We start from the raw sequence: 23,895 nt of genomic DNA, 5'->3' as shown, positions 1-23,895 counted from the left end.
CCATCAAAATTAATAATTGCGGGCATCCAGTCCCCACAACAATTTGTTCCTTAACGTGGATAAATAACTTTCATTATTTAGCCTGATCAGATTTAATTTAAAGTTAGCCTTGCGGATGTGAAACTTCATTGTTTTATCAATGATGTTCGTTCTTGAGTCGCACGACACCAAATAATTGGCACTGCGGCATTCCACATCAAACGCAAGCACACTGTCATCAGGTAATACGATGGGCCTTACATTTAGGTTATGTGGCGAAATAGGCGTTACAACTATGCTATTGGATTGAGGGAATAGTATTGGGCCACCGCAGCTCAATGAATATGCTGTTGAACCGGTAGATGTTGATATTATGATACCATCGCCCCAATAGGAATTCAAAAACTCGTCATTCAGAAAAGCATGCGTCGTTATCATCGCCGAATCGTCACGTTTGTGAATGGTGATGTCATTCAGGGCGAAGTTGTCACAGCCAAATATATTTTCTTTCCCTTCGCAATCTATCTCCAGTAATTCGCGGCTGTCCAGGGTAAAGTCTTTATTCACCACTGCATATATGGCTGCCGCAATATCATTTTTATTTACGCTTGCCAGGAAACCCAAACGGCCGAAGTTTATACCAATCACGGGTGTACCCGAATCATGTATCAGGGTGACCATGTCCAGCAGGGTACCATCGCCACCAAGGGTGATCAATACGTCGATGTTCTTACGTAAAAATTTCTCGTCTTTTAGAACATTGTATTTTACTTCCTTTATTTTTCCATCCAGAAAGTCGGCCAATTGTTTATGGAGGTAAATTTCAACATGGTATTGATTGAGCACGTCAAACACCTGCTGAATATAGGGTAGAACTAAAATATCGTTAAATGGTCTGCCGTAGATTGCTATTTTCATTGTTTAAATTATGAGACCATAGCTGATAGCCCATAGTCCATAGTTTGCTATCGATTTTTTACCATAGTCTATGGACTATTGACCATGGACTTATAATTATTTTACAAATTAAGGTAATTCATCAATGAATCGTAGCGATCTTTTGAATTATCGTTATCGTCGCTGTGGTTAAAGGTGGCCTTTACTTCGTATTCGTAGCGCATAAATGTGGCAACAATTGCCGAAATATCCACTTTATTTACTTTTAGCGTCACTTCCATCCGGGTTGAGTCCGGGAACGTACGCACATAAGAGCTCAGGATCTGGGCATTATCTGATTCCACTATCTGCGCCATGTGGGCCAGTGAATTATTCTTATTACCAATCTCTAGCACAATGATGCCACCGGGGTCTGAAACAGAAGTGAGCTTAGCGAAATACTCAGTAAGTGTATTGATTGATATAAGCCCCTGGTAATTCTTTTTAACATCGAGGACAGGCACAATAGTTAGTTGCTGCTCGTAAAACAAGCGGATCACGTCATAAATATGCTGTTCTTCCAGCACATAAGGGTTAACCAACGACAATGCCAGCGAACCAATAGGGGCCTGGTAATCACCCGCTTCTATAAGGTCAGCATCGGAGATTAGCCCAAGAAACTGTTCTTCATTTACAATCGGCAGGTGCCTGATACGGAATTCCAGCATCCGCTCCATCACCTTCTGAATAGAATCAGAGGTGTGCACGGGTGGAATTGAATCAGATATCAGCTCGACTGCAAGCATAATGCTTATACTTTTACTTTATATTTCTCTAAAAACGCCTTCAGTAACCGGTTAAACTCTTCGGGGTGCTCCATCATTGGTGCATGTCCGCATTGATCTATCCAGTACAGCTCCGAATTTGGCAACAGCTGATTAAATTCCACTGCCACCTCGGGAGGTGTTATTTTATCATTTTTCCCCCATATCAACGCTACAGGGATATGAATCTTATGCAAATCCTTTGCCATATTATGACGTATGGCCGATTTTGCCATGGCCAATATCCTGATCACGCGGTTACGGTCGTTAATTGTTTTAAATACGTCGTCTACCAGTTCTTTGGTTGCTACCTTAGGGTCGTAAAAAGTATATTCTACCTTTTCCTTTACGAAGTCATAGCTTTCACGACGGGGAAATGATCCCCCAAATGCATTCTCATATAACCCCGAACTGCCGGTAAGTATCAGTGATTTTACAAGCTGCGGATGATTGATGCAATAGATCAACCCCACATGGCCGCCAAGTGAGTTGCCAAGTAAGGTGAAATCTGTAAGCCCCATGTGCATTACAAAGCGATGCACATGCTTAGCCAGTGTTTTTACCCCCGTGGTAAGCAGCGGCAAATCATATATCGGTAGAATAGGTATAATAACACGGTATTCCTTGCTAAAATCTCTTATCACAGCATCCCAGTTGCTCAGCGCACCCATCAGGCCATGCAGCAACAGCAATACCTCCCCTTCGCCCTCATCGATGTAACTAAAGCCATGTTCCTCTTTAAGCACGAAATCCATATATGTGTATAAAAATTAATTTTAAAACAATACCCCAAGCTATTATTATCAGGGGCTGGTATAGTTTTTATCCGCTATAAAAATAGCTTATTGAAATTGAGTTGCAACAATTATACAGATTAAATTATCCTAATAGCTGTTTTACAACTTCTGATATCGTTTTACCATCCGCCTTGCCAGCTAATTCCTTATTAGCAGCCCCCATTACCTTACCCATATCTCTTACGGATGTGGCACCCACACGGTTGATCAGATCCTTCAAATAAGTTTCTACTTCGCCGCGTTCCATCTGCTTAGGCAAAAACCCTTCAATTACTTCCATTTCCTCCGCCTCTATTTTGTAAAGGTCCTCGCGGTTTTGCGCTTTATAGATATCTGCTGATTCTTTACGTTGTTTGATCAGCTTTTGCAACACTTTGATCTCAGTTTCCTGCGATATCTCCTCAGAAGCTCCTTTTTCGGTACGTGCCAGCAACAAAGCTGATTTGATAGCACGTAATCCCCGCAGCCTGGCTTCCTGTTTGCCCAACATGGCCTGTTTTATTTCCTGATCTATTTGAGTTGTAAGTGACATCCCTGGTTAATAATTAGTGAATGAGCGAATTAGTAATTTTTGATCGAATCCCGAAAGATTGCACCCAATATTAATAAATAAAAAACTTATTTTCCAATAGTTTGATGTCTGAATTAGTCCAAAAACCAAAATTGATTTTAGTATTTTTATTTAAAATATAGACAGATAATACGCAAAAGGATTATTTAAGCTGTTTGATTTTTAAGTGATAGCGTGTCTTTTTAAGATATTTTTACAGGTAGGTTACAAATGCGAGAATATGCATGTTCCAAATTTGGCATGATATATTTTTTACCATCGACAATCAATCTGCACATTCGCACACCTTCTCGACTCCACATCCTCTACTTCCTGTAAATATTTACTGCATTGGCCTGAGCGGTTGGCATAATGGTTAATTCGTTGATGTTGACATGCGGCGGGCGTGATACAGCAAACCAAATGGTTTCGGCTATATCTTTGGCCACTAACGGTTCAAAACCCGCATACACTTTTTTGGCCCTTGATTTATCTCCCTTAAAGCGCACTTCTGAAAACTCCGTTTCTACAGCACCGGGATGCACTGCGGTTACCTTAATTCCGTATGGTAAAAGATCTATCCGCATACCTTTATTTAAAGCATCTACGGCATGTTTGCTGGCACAATACACATTTCCATTCGCATATACTTCCTTACCCGCTATTGACCCCAGATTGACGATATGCCCAAAGCCGTTGGCGATCATCCAGTTTGATACTACTTTGGTTACATACAATAGCCCTTTGACATTGGTGTCGATCATCGTTTCCCAATCTTCATAACTACCGTCCTGTATCGGATCAAGCCCCTGGCTCAGGCCTGCATTGTTCACAAGCACGTTTATCTTTTTCCATTCATCCGGTAAGGCTTCCAGCTTGCTGATTACCTCTTGACGGTTACGAACGTCAAATTCAGAGGTAATCACCTTGATATTATACTCCTTTCTGAGCTGTTCAGCTAACTTTTCAAGGCGGTCCGCACGACGGCCAGTTATTATTATATCGTATCGTTCACGGGCAAAAACATGTGCACAGGCCTCTCCGATCCCTGCGGTGGCACCGGTTATTAATGTGATTTTTGACATAGGTGAATAAATCGTTGACTAAGTTAGTTAATAATTTAAAAATGTGGTAAAATTGAACTGACGTAAACGTCTGAAAATTGGCAGTTTTTTGATTCTAAAATGAATACTAACTACTGATTATCAGATTATTCAAAACACAGACTAAAGGTAATGGTGTGCAGGGAAAGTTTGTCGATTGGGTTGGCATAAGGGGTATTTTCGCGGTTTAACAAATTGCCCATTGAGTTAGATAATTTTATCTCAGGGGTCATTTTAAAATATTCAAAATAAATATCACAGCCCAGCCCTACTTCGTAGGAGCCAAAGCCTGATTTGTTGGTTAGCAATGCGTCCACAGGGTTTATGTCGGGCTTGTTTCGTTTTGCGCCGATAGCTTCCGAATATTTTACCCCGGCCATAATATAAGCCCGGTAATTATCTACCCTGTCTGACTTTAGTTTGATCGACACCGGGAATTCTACCATAGTTGCCTGAACCGGTTTGATCACGTCCTGCGACGGATCAGCATAATCATAATATACTGACCTGTCTGCAAAAACCAGTCCCGGCGTGGTGCGTGCTTCAAGGTGCTCATCAATGCGGTAACGAAATAAAAAGCTCACCGCAAACCCCGGCGACCCCTGGGAGCCTATAGCCGTAAGCGGCTGCGTGGTATACTTCTTTAAATCCTGGTCGTAATAGGGATCGCGCCAATTAGGTTTTTTGTCGATCTTAAAGTAACTGTTGATATACTGAAAGGTAAACCCAAAGCTATAATCTTCCTGATCAGCATTGCCACCCCACGCAGGGGCGCGCTGGGCAAATAGCGTTTGTCCGCAAAAAAGAATAAAAATAATGGTTAAGTACCTGGTTTTATTCATTTAATCAGTTTATCAGGCAAACCGCCTATTTACTCACCCGGTCGTTACTTCGCTCGACCACCCTCTCTCCGCTTTGCACAACGAGCGGATTTATTTTTCACCCTCTTTATGGCTTGCCATAGAGCGGGTCGGCTAGCGTAACGATGTCGGGGTGAGTTTACTTAACGCCCGTATATATTGAACAGATACCAAACGCTAACGGCCTGCATTTGGTATGCTTAAAGCCCACCTTGTCCATTAGGCCGGTAAAGTTTTTCCCATCGGGGAATGCAGCTACCGACTCAGGCAGGTAGGAATAAGCTCGTGAATCCTTTGAAAAGAGCTTGCCGATACCAGGGGTAATGTAGTTGAAATAAAAATTATACAACTGCTTTATGGGGAATACCTTAGGTTTTGAAAACTCCAGCACCACCGCTTTACCTCCTGGCTTAAGTACACGCAAAATATCTGCCAAACCTTTCTCCAGGTTCTCGAAGTTACGCACCCCATAGGCCACGGTAACCGCATCGAACCCGTTATCGCTGAAAGGCAGCTTTTCCGAATCACCCAGTTTTACTTCAAACTGACTGCTTAAGTTGCGTTTGGCTATTTTCTCTTCGGCCACATCCAACATACCGCGTGAAATATCTACCCCGATTATCTTATCGGGCTTCAATATTTTCAGGGCCTCGAAAGCAAAATCACCCGTACCGGTAGCTACATCCAATATCAGTTTGGGCTGATCTTTCTTCAACTCATTGATCGCCTTTTTGCGCCAGATAATATCGATACCTAGCGACATAAAATGGTTCAGGAAATCGTAGGTTTTAGAGATATTGTTGAACATATCGGCCACCTGTTCTTTTTTGGTGCCCTGCTCATCGGTATAAGGGATTACAGTTTTGCTCATCACGGCAAAGATAGTTATTTGGTTGATTGAGTTGATTGGGTTGATTAAGTTGATTGGTTAAAATTAGTCTGCCCCTGCTGTCCCGTTCTGTCTCACCTCACCAACTGGGACATTTGGGACAGTCACCATGGCCTATGAACTGTCAACTATTACCTCATTTCGCCAATGCCAACAACCCAGGCAAATCAAGCGCGTGGGTAAACATGGTCAGGTCACCGTTCTCATCCTTTGGCCACTGATCATGCGGCTTATCCCAATAGAGTTCTACTCCATTACCATCCGGATCATCCAGATAAATCGCCTCTGATACCCCATGATCGGATGCGCCGCTAAGTGGATATTTGGCATCAATCAACCTTTGCACAGCAATAGCAAGGTCTTTACGTTCGGGGTAAAGTATGGCGGTATGGAATAATCCGGGCGAACTTGCCGGTGCAGGTGGTTGACCTTGGCTGTACCATGTATTAAGCCCTATGTGATGATGGTACCCTCCCGCCGAAATGAATGCCGCCTGAGCACCATACCGTGTCATTAATTCAAAACCAAGCAAGTCACAATAAAAATCAAGAGCACGCTCCAAATCGCTCACCTTCAGGTGCACATGCCCTATACGTGTTTTTGCAGGGACTGTATATTTTTCCATTTTATATCGAAAGTTGAAATCTTATACAAATTTGCTGATAAACAATGGGAACAATGTCATGATATATTAAAATAAATGTTACAACATGCAATTTAGTGATTAGTTAATCAGTTAACCGGTTATCAGGGCGCTACGACGATGAATAACTGATAAAGGGTCACTGATTAACTGGTTAACTAATCTCCAATCAACTAATCCCTAATTCACTACCTTTGCACCATGATTGTAAAATCTGCCGAATTTATTTGCAGCAACACCCAGATATCCAAACTGCCACCGCCGGTAAAGCCCGAGTATGCTTTTATAGGACGGTCGAATGTGGGTAAATCGTCCTTAATCAATATGCTGACAGCCAAGAAGGGATTGGCAAAGACCTCGCAAACGCCGGGCAAAACACAGCTCATCAACCACTTCCTGATCAATGATAGCTGGTATATTGTCGATCTGCCTGGTTATGGCTATGCGCGTATTTCCAAAAGCAAAAAGGAAGACTGGAACAAGTTTATCCGCACCTATTTAGATAAACGCGAAAGCCTGCAATGTGTAATGGTATTAATCGACAGTCGCCTGGAGCCGCAAAAGATCGATCTGGAGTTTTGCAACTGGCTGGGCGAAAAGGGCCTATCATTTGTACTGGTATTCACCAAAGCCGATAAGCAATCGTCGGTAAAAACCGATCAGAATATAGCTAAGTTTAAAAAGGCATTATTAGCTACCTTTGATGAGGTTCCTGCCGTCTTCGTCACCTCCGCCGAATCACAAAGCGGACGAGACGAAGTGCTTGGCTTTATAAACGAAGTGAACAGGAATTTTGAAGTGCCGGCATTTGATTCCGAATTTTATAAATAAAATGAAAAAATATCTTTCCTTAGTCACCTTTGCGCATACCATATTTGCCATGCCATTTGCCTTAATCGGCTTCTTTTTGGCGGTGACTACTACGTCAGCACATTTTGATTGGCTGAAATTATTGCTGATGGTACTATGTATGGTTTTCGCCCGTAACTCGGCTATGGCATTCAACCGCTACCTCGACAGAAACATCGATGCTAAAAACCCAAGAACACAGAAACGAGATATACCCGCAGGACGCATTAGTCCAATAGCAGCTCTCACTTTTACATTGGTCAATTGTGCTTTATTTATTACAGCTACCTGGTTTATCAACAGGCTTTGCTTTTTCTTGTCGCCCGTAGCTTTGTTGGTGGTATTGGGATATAGCGCTACAAAAAGATTTACCGCATTGTGTCATCTCGTATTAGGCTTGGGATTATCTTTAGCCCCTATCGGGGCCTATTTGGTAGTGACCGGACATTTTGCTTTGCTGCCAATATTCTTCTCTTTATCTGTATTATGCTGGGTAAGCGGTTTCGATATCATCTATGCCTTGCAGGATGAGGATTTCGACCGTAATGAGCATCTGCACTCCATACCTGCATGGCTGGGCAAGGTAAATGCCCTGAGGTTGTCCACTTGCCTGCATGTGTTGTCTGCTTCATTCATAATAGCACCTGTATTGATCTATCATAGTGGCTTTAGCTGGCCTTATTATATCGGCATCGTGTTCTTTTGTTCGATGCTGATCTACCAGCACAGGTTAGTAAAACCCAATGATCTGAGCCGGGTGAATTTTGCATTCATGACGACCAATGGGATAGCCAGTGTGGTATTTGCGGTGTTCTTTTTGTTGGATAGGCTGTGGATAAGGTAGAGTGATTTCGAATGTTCAATTTCGAATTTGTTACCTTTATGCAATGGACTCATCTGCTGCTCTGAATATCTTCCGCGAACATCTTAAAAAATACGTTGTCTTTAATGAGGCCGAATGGATACTGTTCAGTCAGCATCTGACCCTCAGCAAGCTTAAGAAGAGACATTATTTTGCCGAGCATGGCAAGGTGTGTGATAAAGTGGGCTTCATAGTCAAAGGTGCTGTCAGGTATTTTCATGTGAAAGATGGCGAAGAAATTACGGGCTACTTCAGTTTCGAGAATGAATATCTAAGTTCCTACAAAAGCTACCTGACAGGGCGACCCAGCCTTACCTATATACAGGCTCTGGAAGACGCCAAACTTGTCACCTTCACCAAAAAAGATATGGACCAGATGCTGGCAAACCCTATGCTGGCCTACAAAATGGAACGCTTTGGCAGATTAATAGCTGAAGACTATTTAATTTGTTACGAGGACAGGATCACCGCCTTCATCACCCAATCGCCCGAAGAACGTTATCTGGAACTTCTGAACACCGGTAAGGAAATATTGCGACGCATACCGCAACACTACGTTGCAAATTACTTAGGCATTACCCCTGTGTCGCTTTCGCGGATAAGGAAGCGAATATTGGAAACGGTACGTTGATTTCACTTTCTTATCTTTTGTTAACGTTTTGGGTAACATGGCGACGGTACATTTGTCTTAATCAAAACAGAAAAAGAAATGCATACCATATTAGGAGCCGGCGGCGCAGTTGCAAATGCACTTACCCGCGAACTGGCAACCACGAACGAAACTATACGCCTGGTTAGCCGAAAGCCAATCCAGCCATCAACCCCAAATACGACCTGGCAAAAAGCCGACCTGCTGAACTACAACGAACTATTAGCCGCAGTGAAAGGCTCAAGTGTGATCTATCTTACAGCCGGACTGGTATACGATAAAACTGTTTGGCAGCAACAATGGCCCGTCATCATGCAAAACTTTATCAACCTGGGTAAAGAAACCGGAGCAAGGCTGATCTTCTTCGACAATGTGTATTCCTACGGACTGGTTAACGGCCCAATGCTGGAAACTACTCCTTATAACCCATCCAGCGTAAAAGGTGAGGTCAGGGCTAAAATAGCTATGCAGTTTATGGATGAAGCAAAGACTGGGAACATAACTGCCAGCATAGCCCGTGCAGCAGATTTCTACGGGACAGACAACAAGAACAGTTTTCTGGATATGATGGTGCTGGATAAGTACGCCAAAAAGCAAAGTGCCCAATGGATAGGCAATCCGAATAAGCTGCACAACTTCAGCTATATCCCTGATATGGGCAAAGGGATTTTCCTGTTAGGACAAAACCCATCAAGCGATAACCAGATATGGCACATGCCTACAGCAGCACCCATGACCGGCAAACAATTCATTGACCTGGCAGCAAGTATTTATGATGTCAAACCTAAATTCATGGCTGTTAATAAGACCATGCTTTGGTTATATGGCTTGTTTGTGAAAGTGGTGATGGGTACAGTGGAGATGTATTACCAATACGATCATGACTACAACTTTAACTCTGATAAATTTGAGAAAACATTCAACTATAAACCCACCTTTTATAAAGATGGCTTTAAGTTAATGTCCGAAACACTGTTCAAGAAAGCCTACTAAAAACGTATAGTCGCCGACTGAGATGGCATGACTATACCAGGATACTCATTAGTATAATAAAACAGCTTACTTTCATCAAATCCTGGTGTCTTATACATACTGAATGCAGTCAGCTTAAAATTACTGAGAGGCGCACCCGACAAATTTGTTAGTTTTAATATATCTGGGAACTGGATAGACTTATAAGCCGAAGGCGAATAAATTGATAGTTGGGCATTATTTGAAGCTGAATAAAAATTGGCCGAATAATAGTCAAGGGTGCCTTGTGTAGTAAAGCTGAATTGGCTTAATGAACTGCTTGTGATGGTTGCAATAGTTCCAAAAGGAGCAATAGTTTCAGGAGGCAGGTCTAAATAAACATTACTATAATTCCATCCATTTTGGGTAAAAGAAACCAGACTTGTATAGTTGGTTATATAAGTACCATCAGGGTAGTAATATGACAAACCTGGTCCGTTAACGGAATAACTATCCAACAAATAATAATCGTCATAACTTTTATCGGACTTCCCATTTAAATAGACACTTATCGAAGTTGCGCCATTTGCAGTAATGGTCTTCGTTATTGATGATTGAAAAATATTGGCTGCTAAATCGATCACATTATTCTTATTGACAGTATCCACATCATAAAAATGATAATGGCCATTACCGCTGTTATCGATATACTGCACATACTGCTTTCCAGTTCTTGAGAAAAGGAAATTGGTAACATTACGTATATCTGCGGTATTCGTATAGGTAAAGCCATATAAATCCGAGCTTGTAGTTAGCCGGCTAAAAGAAGGGATATTGGCAAGATTTATTTTTGCATTTGATATTTTTGGATCGAGGTTTTCAGTAACTCCACGCAAATTCCAAACGCTTCCTTTAGGTATATTCATATACGCAGTGATATAGGTTTGGCCGACCAAAGAATAATTTTTCACTTCAAATACACTGCATCTACTTTTGGGATCAGGATGGGTTGTTGTTACATAAATATATTTATCGGTTCCATTGTATTTTATGGAATTTAATACAGTTCCTGCAGAATCAGTAACTATATACATTACACTAGAATATATACTGTTTATATGGGGATCGATCAGCAAGGTAACCAGCACATTGTGAACCACAACATTCAGCGTAGTTTGCGTTTGCTTGCCTGAGTTATCGTAAGCAATTGCTTTTAGCTTATAGTTTCCATTGTTTACACCAAACGTATTCCATTGAACATTATATGGAACCTTAGTAACCGTGGTTAGCAATGAATCATTAGCGTAGACTTCTATTTTGGTTGGTTGAACTGAACCGGACACGGCAATCTGTGCCGACAAAACCCCTTTTATGGTATCAGCCTCATGAGTGCCACTTATAGAAATTGCACCAAGTGCCGGTTGAACATTGTTGTCTTGCTTTTTTGAACAGGAGAAAAATATGGTAGCTACTACTATAATTGTGATGGTTAGGATTGATTTCATATTAAGGCTTAGGCCTGTGGTAAAGATAAAAATAATTTCATTATCAAGTTTTGATTTAGTTTGTAAATTTCTTTGATTATCATCTTCACATCCGCACATTTGCACATCTGCACATCAAAGCCATGATACACAAAAAAACAAGAAAGTACATCCCGCAAAACCTGGAGATAAAATGGGAAAACCTGGATCCGATCTTCAAGGAACTAACTGAACGCCCCATCAATTCAGTTGATGAACTCGAGCATTGGCTGCATGACCGCAGTGAACTGGAAGCTGCCTTGGAGGAAGATTTTGCTTGGCGCTATATCCGGATGACCTGCGATACCACCAGCGAAGAACTGCTGCAAAAGTTTCAATATTTCGCTACCGAGATCGAACCTAAAATTGCGCCTTACAGCAATGAACTGAACAAGAAGCTAGTTGGTAGTGAATACGCCGATGATTTGGATAAGCACAAATATTTTATTTATCTGCGTGGCGTAAAAAAGGCTTTAGAGCTTTTCAGGGAAGAAAACATTCCAATCCTGACCGAGATACAGGTAGAACAGCAAAAATACCAGTCAATCACCGGCTCGATGTCAGTTCATATCGACGACAAGGAATTTACCCTGGAGCAGGCTGCGGTAAGGATGAAAGATATAGACCGCAGCAAAAGGCAGGAAGCCTGGGAGAAGATCACCACCCGCCGTTGGCAGGATAAGCTGCCGCTCAATCAATTATTCGATACCCTGCGTGCCCTAAGGCATAAAGTGGCCTTGAATGCCGGCTTTGAAAACTTCAGAGATTACATGTTCCAGGCATTGGGGCGTTTCGATTATACTCCGAAGGATTGTTACGCCTTTCATGAAGCTATACAGAAAGAGATTGTACCTATTCTGCATGAGCAGGCTGAAAAGCGAAAAACAGCATTAGGTTTAGACAAACTGGAGCCATGGGACCTGGATGTAGATATTTCCGGTAAAGCTGCTTTAAAGCCCTTCCAGAATGGTGGCGAGCTGATCGAGAAATCCATTCAGTGCTTCAGCAATATCAGTCGTTACCTCGGTGAGCGCCTGGAGATCATGAAAGACAACCAGCTATTCGATGTGGAAAGCCGCAAAGGCAAAGCGCCGGGTGGTTACAACTATCCGCTAGCTGAAACCGGTGCGCCATTCATCTTCATGAACTCAGCTAATACCTTCCGCGACCTGACTACGATGGTACATGAGGGCGGCCATGCAGTGCATACCTTCTTGACCGCCGATTTAGAGCTGAACGACTTTAAGCATTGTCCGTCAGAAGTTGCAGAACTGGCTTCTATGTCAATGGAGCTAATATCGATGGACAATTGGAATGTGTATTTTGATAACGAAGAAGATCTGAAGCGGGCAAAACGTGATCAGCTTTTTGATGTATTAAAAACTTTGCCATGGGTAGCCATTGTCGATCAATTCCAGCATTGGATATACACCAACCCGGACCATACAGATGAACAGCGTACCGAAGCCTGGGTACAAATTTTTGAAGATTTTGGTGCCAGTTTTGCCGATTGGAATACACACAAAGAGGCTGAAGCCAACCTTTGGCAAAAGCAACTGCATATTTTCGAAGTACCATTCTACTATATCGAATATGGTATGGCGCAATTAGGCGCAATAGCTGTATGGAAAAACTATAAAGAAAATCCTGAAAAGGGATTGGAGCAATACCTTGATGCCTTAAAGCTAGGCTATACCAAAACCATTAAAGAGATCTATCAAACAGCGGGAATCAAATTTGATTTCAGTGCGGGCTATGTAAAAGAGCTGGCCGAGTTTGTCAAGAGTGAGATGGATAAACTCTGATTGGAAAAGGAAATCAAAGCAAAAAAGCCGGCCATATTCTCTATAGCCGGCTTTTTTATAACTCATAACCTTAAGTATTAGGGGTGAGTCTGGATATTTACGTGAAACTTGCCGTTGGCTATTGATTTGGTGCTTGTGCCGTCCGCAACCAGGCCTTTAAATGTTCCGTCTATAGTAGTTGAAGTTACGGAAGTAATGGTCACAGTTGGTAGATTTGATGTATCATCGTCATCATTTACATAGTCAGAGTCGGCAGTTGGGGATGTGGCGTACACAAACAACGGCCTATCATTGTCAGCGGTATTAGCGTCACTAAACGTTTTACCGGCTGTTAGTGTTCCAATCAGACCCAGAGATAGTGTCGGCCCCCCAGCGGAGGTTGAACCTTCAATATTCGTAATGGTCATGCCAGATGACGTAGCCTGCAGGGCAGCCGCATTAACGTTGAAATTAGTAGCGGTTCCGTCAACAGTCGCTGTAATTGACACAGCCGGTTTTACATCTTTCTTTTTGCAGGAATTTAAAGTAACTACGGCAAGAGACATAGCCATTACGGCCAGGATTTTAATTTTTTTCATTTTTGTAACAAGATTTAAGTTATCGTTATTTTTTGTCGGGTATACGAAATTTTCGCTCAACAAGTTATCACCTACACTAAAATATTTTTCTTAAAACAACCAGGCAGATGAAAATCCGGGTATAGTCTGCATAGCGTTATTGCTTTGTCGCCTAAGTGTAAAATAGGCGCCTATAATCACGCATAGAATACTTATTATCAGACAATTAACAAACACATAAGACTACTTATTGTAAATTATATTAAACTATTTACGGTTTTCTAGAGTTTATACATGTAATATGAAGAAGATAATAGTATTATTTGCCATACTGTTTTCGGTGAATGCAGTATTCGGTCAATCGTTAAAATCGGTAAAGCTTGATAGCCTGGTAAGCGTTTCGTTACCAACATCTTATATCAAAAAAGACACCTTAGGTCAGCAGATATTAACCGCCAATAATGACCTTGGTTACATGATCGCCATCCGGGAGCCTAACGCTAAAGGCAATCAACCATTACAAAAGGAAAATGATCTTAATGCCGTTCTGAAAAAATACATACAGGGTATACAAAGCCAAAGCGGCAACGGTAGTACGCAGAATGTACGCGATACAACCATTGGCACACTAAAAGCCAAAGCGTTTACGCTGTTTCAAAGCGACCCTAACGGCGAGAGTCAGTACCGTAATTTCATTTTGCTGTACACACAGGACGCTACCTATACTTTTGAGTACGGCTACCCTGAATCGCGTAAGGATCTGATAAAAAATGAATCAAAAGCCTTTTTTGCATCCATTAAGCTTTCGCCCGAGCTGCAGCGAAACGACCAGTACACCGACACGCGCCCATCGAGCTCAGTAAATACCAATATGGTAATCGAGATTGCAGGTGGTGTATTAATTATAGGATTGATAGCCTGGCTGATATTCAGGAAAAGAGATAGTGGCCAATTTGCCTGATTAAATAAAATATAAACCAATTCTAAAACATAATCAGGGGAGTGATATCCCCTTTTTTATTTATTGAAATTTCAAATTCCGATAGGCTAAATAGCAAAATTATTTTACTTTAGTTGCAAGACTTATCTAAACCACATATGGGATTATTTAGCAAATTGATGAATGAATTTATAGATATAATTGAGTGGGTTGATACCACCAAAAATACTATAGTATGGAAATTTCCTAGACAAGATAATGAGATTAAAATGGGCGCTAAACTCACGGTCAGGGAATCGCAGGTAGCGATTTTCATGAACGAAGGGGAAATAGCTGATATCTATTCGCCAGGCAGGCATGAATTAGCTCGCTGAACATGCCCATACTCTCCACTTTAAAAGGTTGGAAATACGGCTTCAATAGTCCGTTCAAGGCTGATGTATACTTTATAAGTACGCGCCAGTTCCTGAATCAAAAATGGGGCACGCAAAACCCTGTGATCATTCGTGATGCCGAATTTGGCCCAATTAGATTACGGGCATTTGGCTCTTATAATAAGCTTACCGCATATAACGAAATGTTTCTGAGCGGCTTTCGTGCTGAGAATTATCAACTAAGCCCGCAGGATGGTTTAGAAGTAGCTAAAAATTCAATGGCACCAGTAATCAGAAGAACTATTCTGGAGGATATCGAGGGCGATGAACAACGTATCGGCGACTTTGCAGTAGACCTTGAGAATGTGGGCATAAAGTATATATTGTTACCAGTCTGGGTAAGTACTTATACCTACAACAATAAAGTATATCAATTTACCATCAACGCATGCACGGGAGAAGTACATGGTGTGCATCCAAGGAGTGCTGCAAAAATTGCCGGTTTAATAATCCTGATACTACTTGTTATTGTGGCTCTGGTCTATGCCTTCGGCCATCATTAAACTGATTAATAAACAATAATATTAAAGGGATTGCTTAACCGAGTAGTCCCTTTTGCCATTTAGGGCTTTGAATAAATGTTTTATTATCCAACCAGTACAACCAGATAACAGTTACAATCACGCCGATCACCGAGCCCGCAGTGACATCCTCGAAAAAATGTTCACTTAAATACATACGTGAATAGCCTACCATAACAGCAATGAATAAGAATAAAGGTCCCCAGGCCTTGTTCTTGCACCAATAGGTAAAAATTACGGCCAGAGTAAATGCCGAAACCGTATGCCCGGACGGAAAGCTGTGTAAACTCAATATCTCAACCGCCTTAACAAAATGAATCCTGCTAATTTGATCCTTAAAATACAATTTAGGCCGAGGGGCATCGAATATGTATTTTAATATCTGGGCCGAAATGGACGTAACTGCGTAAGACGATGCGACGATTAATGCCTTTCTGTAGTTAAACAGTGTTAGTATTGCTGCTATTGCTACAGCCGTCCATCCGTTACCTATATCGGTTATATAGGGTTGTATCCAATCAAAAAATGGGTTATAGTGTGCATTTACTGCGAAATAGATTTCTGCTTTGGTATAAACCAGTTTGATTACCAGGCAAGCGCACAAGATCAATAAATAAGGGATCAAAAACGAATTAGTTCGCCTTAAAACCTCATTCATACTCATTTTCATTAGAATAATTTGTTTTTTAATGGCCATGAAGCTATCATGAGCCATTTTCGTTTATTTCAGCTTTTGAGCGGTGGCTCATGATGGTTTCATGGCCGCAAGTTAATAGAAAATCCGCTATATAATTCAATGCAAAAAAATAGTTATGTTTGGGCTTGGTCTAATAATTAACTGCATGCCGAAAGATATATTCCGTAAAAAATCTATAAACAGAATATTAGCTGATGTTGCAAGCGGCTTTAGCGATGCCGAACATTCAGGTTCCCAATTAAAAAAAGAGTTAAATGTAAAAGACCTCACCTTGATGGGTATAGCGGCTGTGGTTGGTGCAGGAATATTTTCGACCATTGGCCTGGCTTCTTTTAATGGTGGCCCCGGAGTAACTATCCTCTTTGTAATCACAGCGATCACCTGCGGGTTTTCCGCTTTGTGTTATGCCGAATTTGCGTCACGCATCCCCGTAGCCGGCAGCGCTTATACTTATGCCTACGCTTCGTTTGGTGAGCTGATCGCATGGATAATCGGCTGGGACCTGCTCATGGAATATGCAATAGGTAATATTGCGGTAGCCATATCGTGGAGCACCTACTTTGTTAACCTGATGGAGGGTTTTCATATCCATATTCCCGAATATCTTACAATCGATTACCTATCAGCTTTCAATGCCAATAGAGACGTACAGGCTCTTACTGCAAGCCATAACCTGGCAGGAATAACGGATACACTTAAACAAGGCGCACTCGCATGGAACACCGCACCCGGTATAGGGGATGTCAAGTTCATAGCCAACATTCCGGCACTATTAATAGTGGTCATTATCACCTACCTGGTTTATATTGGTATCCGCGAGACAAAAAAGGCCACTAACGCCATGGTGTTGCTAAAAATCGGTATTGTAATCGCGGTAATCGCTATAGGGTTTTTCTACGTAACGCCTGCCAACTGGCACCCTTTTATGCCAAACGGATTCAGTGGGGTAATGAAGGGGGTATCCGGCGTTTTCTTTGCTTATATCGGTTTTGATGCCATATCCACTACTGCCGAGGAATGCCGCGCACCACAGCGCGACTTGCCAAGGGGGATGATTTATTCCCTTATCATTTGTACGGTACTCTATATTTTAATTGCGTTAGTGCTTACAGGCATGGTGAACTACAAAGAGCTTGCAGTTGGCGACCCCCTGGCTTTTGTATTTAACAAAGTTCATTTGACTAAATTAAGCGGCATAATCTCCTTTAGCGCTGTCATTGCAACGGCTAGCGTATTATTGATATTCCAGCTAGGGCAACCACGTATCTGGATGAGCATGAGCCGGGACGGTTTATTGCCAAAAGTATTTTCTAAAATACACCCCAAATACCATACGCCATCATTCGCAACCATTATTACGGGCATTGTAGTTGCCGTACCGGCATTGTTCGTCAATCTAACAGTAGTGACTGACCTGACCAGTATAGGAACCCTGTTTGCCTTCGTGTTAGTTTGCGGTGGCGTTTTATTATTACCTAAAGAAACCGCTCAAAGCGGCAAGTTCCGTCTTCCATACATCAATTCGAAATGGATTGTCCCCATTATTTTTATTACCGGGATTTATTTTTTCAGAAATGATATTCTGAAACTGTTTACCAGCGAAAATGCCCATGAGAATTTTCCATTTTTTATCTTCATCATTCTCTCAGCAGTATTAACGGTACTTGCCTTTATCAAGAACTTATCGCTGATACCTGTCTTAGGTCTTTTGAGCTGTTTTTACCTGATGACAGAATTGGGTTATACCAACTGGATACGATTCCTGGTATGGCTGATCATCGGATTGGTTATTTATTTTACTTATAGCTACAAAAACAGCATCCTGGGTAAGGAAAGTGTTAAAAAGATAGAAGGCTTAGAATAAATATTATTGTAAGCTGAAAAAGCCCTTTATTCAGGGGTAATTGTTTTCATCATCTAACTCAAATCCTATGAAGAGTATTAGCTACATCGATATCATTGGCTACTTAGCTGCTTTTGGCACTACGGTTTCATTTTTACCGCAGGCCATCAAAACTATTCAAACCAAAAACACGTCAGGAATCTCCTTATACATGTATATGCTTTTCACGGCAGGTACATTGTTCTGGCTGATATATGGTATACTAAGCCACAGCTTACCGGTAGCTGCTGCCAATGTTGTGACGTTTGTATTCGCCAGCATCATACTTGCTTACAAGATCAGGTATAAGTAAGGGTTGGAGTGGTTTGTAGTGATTTAAAAGGTTGCAGATGATAAATAACTATTACAACATTTTTAACAACTACAACCAGAAAGCACCAGTTAATTTTTTTTAACTATTGCGGGTGTTATTCCGTTACACCTGTTACATGTAACACACTGGAGAGGTTGTAAATGTTATAATGGTTCAAAAAGTTGTAGATTATAAAAAATAAACAACCACTACAACTCTTCCAACGATTTTAGCCATTACAACTTAATATCACCCTACTCTTTGTATATCAACCACCTCAGGATCAGTGAGCATCAAAGGCACTTTCTCCACGGTAACAAAACTCAGGTCCAGGCCAAAGCCACGCTCCTCAGATAAACTGGCCCTTTTGAGATAATTATAAATAAGCATGATAACGCGCTCGTAAAATGATAGCCGGTGTGAGCGCGATAATACTTTTTCAATCACCACAAACCTGAAATCGCCCACTATTTTATGCTTGTTTAGTGATTTATAAGTACTGGTAATATTCACCTCCCCTTTCTTCACTAAATCCTCTACCACCCTTCTGAATAATAAGTTGATCTGTTGCTCCACCCGGAAACCCAACTTAAAATCAATACGAATCACTTTATTTGGCACCAGGAAATTCACTTCGTATTCCCTTCTGTAGGGTTCATCCACCACATCCACATGCACCAGCCAATAAACGTCAGCCCTTTTTGGCTGCTTTTGCAAAATCGAATAAATGATCTTGGATTCAACCTCCGAATCAAAATTGGCACTTGTGAGGTATACCAATTGCGAAGCATATTTTGGCACCGACTCATCTTCGCTCAATTCTTTTAGTATAGTATAGTAATCCTCAATATTAATAAACTTCACATAACGGTTTCTGATCTTTCGTGCAATATGCCAGGTCCACATAATGGCAAACAGAACTGCTCCAACTGATAACGTAAACCAACCGCCGTGTACAAATTTCACCAGGTTACCCGACAAGAAAGTAACCTCAATGAGCAGATACACTACAAGGAATATACCGATGACATAGGCTGGAAATTTCCGTTTTGCCAGAAACTTTGATACCAATATGGTAGTCATCAGCATCGCTACGGTAATACTCAAACCATAGGCCGATTCCATTTTGTCTGAGTGTTTAAACAGAAGTACTACGCCGATACAACCAGCACACAGGAGCCAGTTAATGCTCGGCACATAAAGTTGTCCCTTCTGCTCCGTTGGGTAGTTGATCTTCACTTTTAGCCATAAGTTAAGCCGCACGGCTTCTGCGATCAACGTATAGGAACCTGAAATTAAGGCCTGGCTGGCTATTATAGCGGCTATGGTCGCTATACCAATTCCGTAGATAAGGAACCATGAAGGCATAATTTCATAGAAAGGATTATGAAGGTTCAGATTCAGGGTTTGTCCGTTGCGATGTAACAGCCATACCCCTTGTCCCAAATAGTTGAGCACCAGGCAGGTTTTTACATATATCCAGCTGATGCGTATGTTATTACGCCCGCAGTGCCCCAGATCGGAGTATAAAGCCTCCGCCCCCGTTGTACACAGGAAGACGGCCCCTAATATGAGAAATGCATTGTAATTACTACTGGTCAGCAATACTAAAGCATAGTATGGATTTAAAGCTTTGATCACCGAAGGCATCTGAAAAATATACATCAGCCCCAATACACCCATCATAGTAAACCAAAGGAACATCACCGGGCCAAAAGCTTTACCCACCAGAGAGGTACCAAATTGCTGTATGACAAACAGCGCTGTAATAATAATAATGACTATTGTAACCGTATGCAAATGCGGAAACTTTGCTTCAAGACCTTCAATAGCAGCAGAAATGGTAATAGGTGGTGTAATGATACCATCGGCCAATAAAGCGCAACCACCTACAACTGCAGGTATAATAAGCCATTTAGCCTTGCGCCGAACCAGCGAGAACAAGGAAAATATGCCACCTTCGCCCTTGTTATCCGCCTGCAAGGTGATTATTACGTATTTCAATGTCGTCTGTAACGTAAGCGTCCAGAAAATACAGGAAATCCCTCCCAGCACTAAGGTTTCTGATATTTGTTGTGTGCCTACAATGGCTTTGAACACGTAAAGCGGAGAAGTACCAATATCTCCATAAATGATACCAAGACTTATGAGAAGGCCGGCAAGAGAAAGCTTTTGAAGGTCTTTATGCATTTGTTAACGATAAAAGTTATGAGCTTTTTTGCTAAATTTATAACTCTTAGTGTGTCTTTTACATTATAAATTTGCGCAAATATTCAATAATAAAACTCATTTTGTTAAATTTTGTTAAAATATTCTTTAAAAGGGTTTTGTTATTAATTGATAGCGACATTATTTCTATTTTTGTATAGGAAATTTGAGCATGAGGCAAAACTATACTAATATTTTTTCATGGTTAACAATATTTGCGCTTGCATTAACCATAAATATTGCCTCTGCTTTTCAGGCAAATAAGTCTGATACGACCTTACATCTTCCAAAAACAAAAATCACTACAACAAAAAACTCCTACCCAAAAACGGGGTTGCATTTGGCACTACCACCACTGAAACCGGCCGTTACTTCTACCGCCAAAATAAGTGTGATCCGCACAGATGATAAACTGCTTACTGATGTTCAGGTTTATCCTAATCCGGTTACTGATATCATCAATGTTAAATACGTTTTATCCCGCAATGCGTTGGTCACTGTAAAAGTGATGGACGTTTTGGGTAATGATGTAATGACTTTGGTTTCCCAAAGAATCGGATCAGGCGAACAAAGTTTTACTTATCCCGTTAGTAACAAGCTATCGCGCGGATTTTACTTTATCCGAGTAGTTGCTGGGACAGAATCAGTGATCAAGAGGATATCGGTATTATAGTCTGTTGGAAACGTTGGAGTGGTTGCAGATGTTCAAGTCGTTATCGACGCTAACCATTTTTCCAGGAACTACAATTACGACATCTACAACTATTAAAACCACTCCAACCATTACAACTAAATCATTAGCTTTGGCGTTTTACAAGCACTATGAAAATAATTGCCATAGGCCGCAATTACGCCGAACACGCTAAAGAATTAAACAATCCTGTTCCGACCAGTCCGGTGATATTCATGAAACCGGATACGGCTATATTGAAAGATAACAAGCCTTTTTACCATCCCGATTTTTCCGAAGATGTTCATCACGAGATTGAGATCGTTTTAAAGATCAGCAAGGAAGGGAAGCATGTTAATGAAAAATTTGCCGGCAGTTATTTTGAGGAGATCGGTTTAGGAGTTGATTTTACGGCCCGTGATATTCAGCAGCGACATAAAGAGAAAGGCTTACCCTGGGAACTGGCCAAGGCATTTGATGGTTCGGCACCGGTAAGCAATTTTGTACCGAAAGCCAATTTTAGCGATCTGTATCATTTAAATTTTAAACTCGATATCAACGGAGAGGTGCGCCAGTACGGCAACACCAAAGACCTTTTATTCTCTTTTGAACGTATAATAGCCTTTGTATCAAGATACATCACACTCAAAAAAGGCGACCTGATTTTTACCGGCACACCCGAGGGCGTAGGTAGGGTAAAAATAGGCGATCATCTGGAAGGTTATATTGAAGATGTGAAAATGCTTGATTTCTACGTTAAATAAGCATGTTTAAAAAAACTATTCCCTTTTATACAATCTGCCTGGGGTTTGCTATTAATTGTTTTGCGCAGGATCCTATTCAAACCAAACAGTACCCTAAAAACTTTTTTCGCTACCCTTTAGACCTGCCGCCAAGCACCGCCGGGTCATTTGGTGAGTTGCGCCCGGAACATTTCCACTCAGGGCTCGATTTTAAAACCAACAGCCGCACCGGCTACCCAGTTCATGCAGCTTATGACGGTTATATATCGCGTTTAAGAGTCCAGTTTGGTGGCTTTGGTAATGCCATCTATGTCACCCACCCCAACGGCTTCACGACAGTTTATGGGCACATCGAACGTTTTGATGCAAAATTGGAGGAAATAGTACGCAAACAGCAATACGACTCCCAAAGTTTTGAGGTTGATTTTAAACTGCCACCCACACAGGTTATGGTTTGTAAAGACGATGTGATCGCCTGGTCAGGCAATGCTGGGGCTTCAGCAGGGCCGCATTTACATTTTGAAATAAGAGATACCCAAACCGAGCAAACTATAAATCCGCAACTATTCGGGCTGACTATACCCGATCATGTTCCTCCTGCTTTGGGCGCCATTTGCGTGTATCGCCTCAGTGACGCCCCTTTCAGCGAAAAAACACCAAGACAGTTTTTTGCAGTTGCTGGCGCGGCGGGTCATTACCATCTAACCAAACCCCAGGTGATCAACGTAAGCGGCGAAACCGGTTTTGGAATTACCGCAACTGACATGAACAGCGCTTCATTCAATCATAACGGTATCTATTCCATCGAATTAAAAGTTGATGGTACAACCGTTTACACCTTTGCCGTTGAACGTTTTGCCTTTGATCAAACGCATTCTATCAATGCCTATATTGATTACCCTATCTTTCTAAGCTCGCACCGTTTCATCCAAAAATGTTTTATACTACCGGGCAGTAAGATCACACTCTATCCGCAATCTGTAAATCGCGGGGTAGTTAATTTTACTGATGACGCTATACATGATGTGCAATACGTGGTAAAAGACGTCGCTGGAAATACATCAACATTAAATATCAAGGTAAAATCAAGTACGGCCAAAATCGCGGCTGTTCCTACCTCTACCGGAACAACTTTATTCCATTACGACCGTCAGAATGAATTTAATGCAGACAATCTAAAAGTGGTGGTTCCGAAAGGCAATTTGTATGATGACCTGAACTTTACCTATTCTGCTTCACCAGGCAAACCGGGCATGTATTCAGCCATTCATCACCTGCATAATCATCTCACGCCAATCAATGATACTTTCCAGATCTGGATAAAACCCGATGAAAAAATTGGCAACAATATTGGCAAAGCGGTGATTATGAATGCCAATGGCGTTTGCGAAGGAGGTACTTATGACAATGGCTACATTAAAGCCAGCGCACGTACATTTGGCGATTATTATATCCGGGTCGATTCCGTTCCCCCTGTTATTCATTCACTCAACATCAAAAATGGGAGTAACATGGCCAAAATGCAGCGCATAGCCCTTAAGATTGGCGATAATATGTCGGGGGTAAAAACTTATACGGGTAAAATTGACGGCAAATGGGTATTGATGGAATGGGACTATAAAACCAAAGTTTTAAGCTACAAGTTCGACAAGGATTTGGCTTCAGGGAAACATATATTTGACTTAACCGTTACTGATAATAAGGATAATATTTCGCAATTTTCCGCATATTTTTTCAGATAATTATTTAAATGGACGAATGTCCCCGTTT

The 23,895-nt window shown here is 41.5% G+C and carries 23 protein-coding genes and 1 pseudogene; 12 read left to right on the top strand and 12 right to left on the bottom strand.

Annotated elements, in window-relative coordinates:
- Positions 1-9: 9 nt before the first annotated feature.
- The 8 genes from Q3A68_RS07310 to Q3A68_RS07275 form a co-directional block, all read right to left on the bottom strand.
- On the bottom strand, positions 10-897 hold the full coding sequence (locus Q3A68_RS07310) for an NAD kinase (RefSeq protein ID WP_302900405.1): 888 nt from the start codon (positions 895-897) through the stop codon (positions 10-12).
- A 101-nt stretch (positions 898-998) separates the two neighbouring features.
- Positions 999-1,661, bottom strand: coding sequence for a CBS domain-containing protein (locus Q3A68_RS07305; RefSeq protein ID WP_302900404.1), 663 nt, complete (start codon positions 1,659-1,661; stop codon positions 999-1,001).
- A 5-nt stretch (positions 1,662-1,666) separates the two neighbouring features.
- Positions 1,667-2,434, bottom strand: a complete 768-nt coding sequence (locus Q3A68_RS07300; protein WP_302900403.1) for an alpha/beta fold hydrolase — start codon at positions 2,432-2,434, stop codon at positions 1,667-1,669.
- A 124-nt stretch (positions 2,435-2,558) separates the two neighbouring features.
- Positions 2,559-3,008, bottom strand: coding sequence for a GatB/YqeY domain-containing protein (locus Q3A68_RS07295; protein WP_302900402.1), 450 nt, complete (start codon positions 3,006-3,008; stop codon positions 2,559-2,561).
- Between the two features lie 344 nt (positions 3,009-3,352).
- Positions 3,353-4,111 carry an SDR family oxidoreductase gene (locus Q3A68_RS07290; RefSeq protein WP_302900401.1) on the bottom strand — a complete coding sequence of 253 codons (759 nt, stop codon included), beginning with the start codon at positions 4,109-4,111 and terminating at the stop codon, positions 3,353-3,355.
- Between the two features lie 125 nt (positions 4,112-4,236).
- Positions 4,237-4,971: a type IX secretion/gliding motility protein PorT/SprT gene (gene porT, locus Q3A68_RS07285; RefSeq protein ID WP_302900400.1), complete on the bottom strand. Its 735-nt coding sequence runs from the start codon at positions 4,969-4,971 to the stop codon at positions 4,237-4,239.
- 157 nt (positions 4,972-5,128) lie between these two features.
- The gene (ubiE, locus tag Q3A68_RS07280) at positions 5,129-5,860 is read right to left on the bottom strand and encodes a bifunctional demethylmenaquinone methyltransferase/2-methoxy-6-polyprenyl-1,4-benzoquinol methylase UbiE (RefSeq protein ID WP_302900399.1); all 732 of its coding nucleotides are present in this window, start codon (positions 5,858-5,860) and stop codon (positions 5,129-5,131) included.
- Between the two features lie 154 nt (positions 5,861-6,014).
- Positions 6,015-6,503 carry a VOC family protein gene (locus tag Q3A68_RS07275; RefSeq protein ID WP_302900398.1) on the bottom strand — a complete coding sequence of 163 codons (489 nt, stop codon included), beginning with the start codon at positions 6,501-6,503 and terminating at the stop codon, positions 6,015-6,017.
- Positions 6,504-6,722: 219 nt separating this feature from the next.
- Here Q3A68_RS07275 and yihA point away from each other — a divergent pair, with 219 nt between their 5' ends.
- From yihA to Q3A68_RS07255, 4 genes are all read left to right on the top strand, one after another.
- Positions 6,723-7,352 (top strand): ribosome biogenesis GTP-binding protein YihA/YsxC, encoded by a 630-nt coding sequence (gene yihA, locus Q3A68_RS07270; protein WP_302900397.1) that lies wholly within the window; start codon positions 6,723-6,725, stop codon positions 7,350-7,352.
- A 1-nt stretch (position 7,353) separates the two neighbouring features.
- Positions 7,354-8,214: a UbiA-like polyprenyltransferase gene (locus Q3A68_RS07265; protein WP_302900396.1), complete on the top strand. Its 861-nt coding sequence runs from the start codon at positions 7,354-7,356 to the stop codon at positions 8,212-8,214.
- 43 nt (positions 8,215-8,257) lie between these two features.
- The gene (locus Q3A68_RS07260) at positions 8,258-8,863 is read left to right on the top strand and encodes a Crp/Fnr family transcriptional regulator (protein ID WP_302900395.1); all 606 of its coding nucleotides are present in this window, start codon (positions 8,258-8,260) and stop codon (positions 8,861-8,863) included.
- Positions 8,864-8,941: 78 nt separating this feature from the next.
- Positions 8,942-9,874 (top strand): NAD-dependent epimerase/dehydratase family protein, encoded by a 933-nt coding sequence (locus Q3A68_RS07255; protein ID WP_302900394.1) that lies wholly within the window; start codon positions 8,942-8,944, stop codon positions 9,872-9,874.
- Here the strand turns inward: Q3A68_RS07255 and Q3A68_RS07250 are convergent.
- A complete protein-coding gene (locus Q3A68_RS07250; protein WP_302900393.1) occupies positions 9,871-11,337 on the bottom strand; it encodes an Ig-like domain-containing protein in 1,467 nt (488 codons plus the stop codon). The genes Q3A68_RS07255 and Q3A68_RS07250 overlap by 4 nt on opposite strands.
- A gap of 122 nt (positions 11,338-11,459) precedes the next feature.
- Between Q3A68_RS07250 and Q3A68_RS07245 the strand changes: the two genes are divergently transcribed.
- Entirely contained in the window at positions 11,460-13,160 is a 1,701-nt protein-coding gene (locus tag Q3A68_RS07245; RefSeq protein WP_302900392.1) for a M3 family oligoendopeptidase, read from the top strand.
- Positions 13,161-13,237: 77 nt separating this feature from the next.
- Here the strand turns inward: Q3A68_RS07245 and Q3A68_RS07240 are convergent, their stop codons facing one another.
- Positions 13,238-13,738 carry a hypothetical protein gene (locus tag Q3A68_RS07240; RefSeq protein WP_302900391.1) on the bottom strand — a complete coding sequence of 167 codons (501 nt, stop codon included), beginning with the start codon at positions 13,736-13,738 and terminating at the stop codon, positions 13,238-13,240.
- Positions 13,739-14,018: 280 nt separating this feature from the next.
- Here Q3A68_RS07240 and Q3A68_RS07235 point away from each other — a divergent pair, with 280 nt between their 5' ends.
- Together Q3A68_RS07235 and Q3A68_RS07230 are read left to right on the top strand one after the other, a co-directional pair.
- On the top strand, positions 14,019-14,678 hold the full coding sequence (locus Q3A68_RS07235) for a hypothetical protein (protein ID WP_302900390.1): 660 nt from the start codon (positions 14,019-14,021) through the stop codon (positions 14,676-14,678).
- 137 nt (positions 14,679-14,815) lie between these two features.
- A pseudogene (locus Q3A68_RS07230) lies at positions 14,816-15,594 on the top strand (SPFH domain-containing protein).
- A 34-nt stretch (positions 15,595-15,628) separates the two neighbouring features.
- Here the strand turns inward: Q3A68_RS07230 and Q3A68_RS07225 are convergent.
- The gene (locus Q3A68_RS07225) at positions 15,629-16,270 is read right to left on the bottom strand and encodes a phosphatase PAP2 family protein (RefSeq protein WP_302900389.1); all 642 of its coding nucleotides are present in this window, start codon (positions 16,268-16,270) and stop codon (positions 15,629-15,631) included.
- A 184-nt stretch (positions 16,271-16,454) separates the two neighbouring features.
- On the opposite strand from Q3A68_RS07225, the gene Q3A68_RS07220 reads away from it, so the two are divergent.
- Together Q3A68_RS07220 and Q3A68_RS07215 are read left to right on the top strand one after the other, a co-directional pair.
- Positions 16,455-18,173: an amino acid permease gene (locus Q3A68_RS07220; RefSeq protein ID WP_302900388.1), complete on the top strand. Its 1,719-nt coding sequence runs from the start codon at positions 16,455-16,457 to the stop codon at positions 18,171-18,173.
- Positions 18,174-18,240: 67 nt separating this feature from the next.
- On the top strand, positions 18,241-18,504 hold the full coding sequence (locus Q3A68_RS07215; protein WP_302900387.1) for a SemiSWEET transporter: 264 nt from the start codon (positions 18,241-18,243) through the stop codon (positions 18,502-18,504).
- A 249-nt stretch (positions 18,505-18,753) separates the two neighbouring features.
- On the opposite strand, the gene Q3A68_RS07210 is transcribed toward Q3A68_RS07215, so the two are convergent.
- Complete coding sequence (locus Q3A68_RS07210; RefSeq protein WP_302900386.1) at positions 18,754-20,694, bottom strand: KUP/HAK/KT family potassium transporter; 1,941 nt, start codon at positions 20,692-20,694, stop codon at positions 18,754-18,756.
- A gap of 190 nt (positions 20,695-20,884) precedes the next feature.
- On the opposite strand from Q3A68_RS07210, the gene Q3A68_RS07205 reads away from it, so the two are divergent.
- The 3 genes from Q3A68_RS07205 (at position 20,885) to Q3A68_RS07195 (ending at position 23,867) form a co-directional block, all read left to right on the top strand.
- Positions 20,885-21,385 (top strand): T9SS type A sorting domain-containing protein, encoded by a 501-nt coding sequence (locus tag Q3A68_RS07205; protein WP_302900385.1) that lies wholly within the window; start codon positions 20,885-20,887, stop codon positions 21,383-21,385.
- Between the two features lie 149 nt (positions 21,386-21,534).
- Positions 21,535-22,146, top strand: coding sequence for a fumarylacetoacetate hydrolase family protein (locus Q3A68_RS07200; RefSeq protein WP_302900384.1), 612 nt, complete (start codon positions 21,535-21,537; stop codon positions 22,144-22,146).
- A gap of 2 nt (positions 22,147-22,148) precedes the next feature.
- Complete coding sequence (locus Q3A68_RS07195) at positions 22,149-23,867, top strand: peptidoglycan DD-metalloendopeptidase family protein (RefSeq protein ID WP_302900383.1); 1,719 nt, start codon at positions 22,149-22,151, stop codon at positions 23,865-23,867.
- The last annotated feature ends 28 nt before the right edge of the window (positions 23,868-23,895 follow it).

Source organism: Mucilaginibacter tolerans (assembly GCF_030519375.1).
Classification (GTDB): domain Bacteria; phylum Bacteroidota; class Bacteroidia; order Sphingobacteriales; family Sphingobacteriaceae; genus Mucilaginibacter.
The sequence above is the reverse complement of the archived record's forward strand: the minus strand, read 5'-3'. Positions and strand labels throughout refer to the sequence as shown.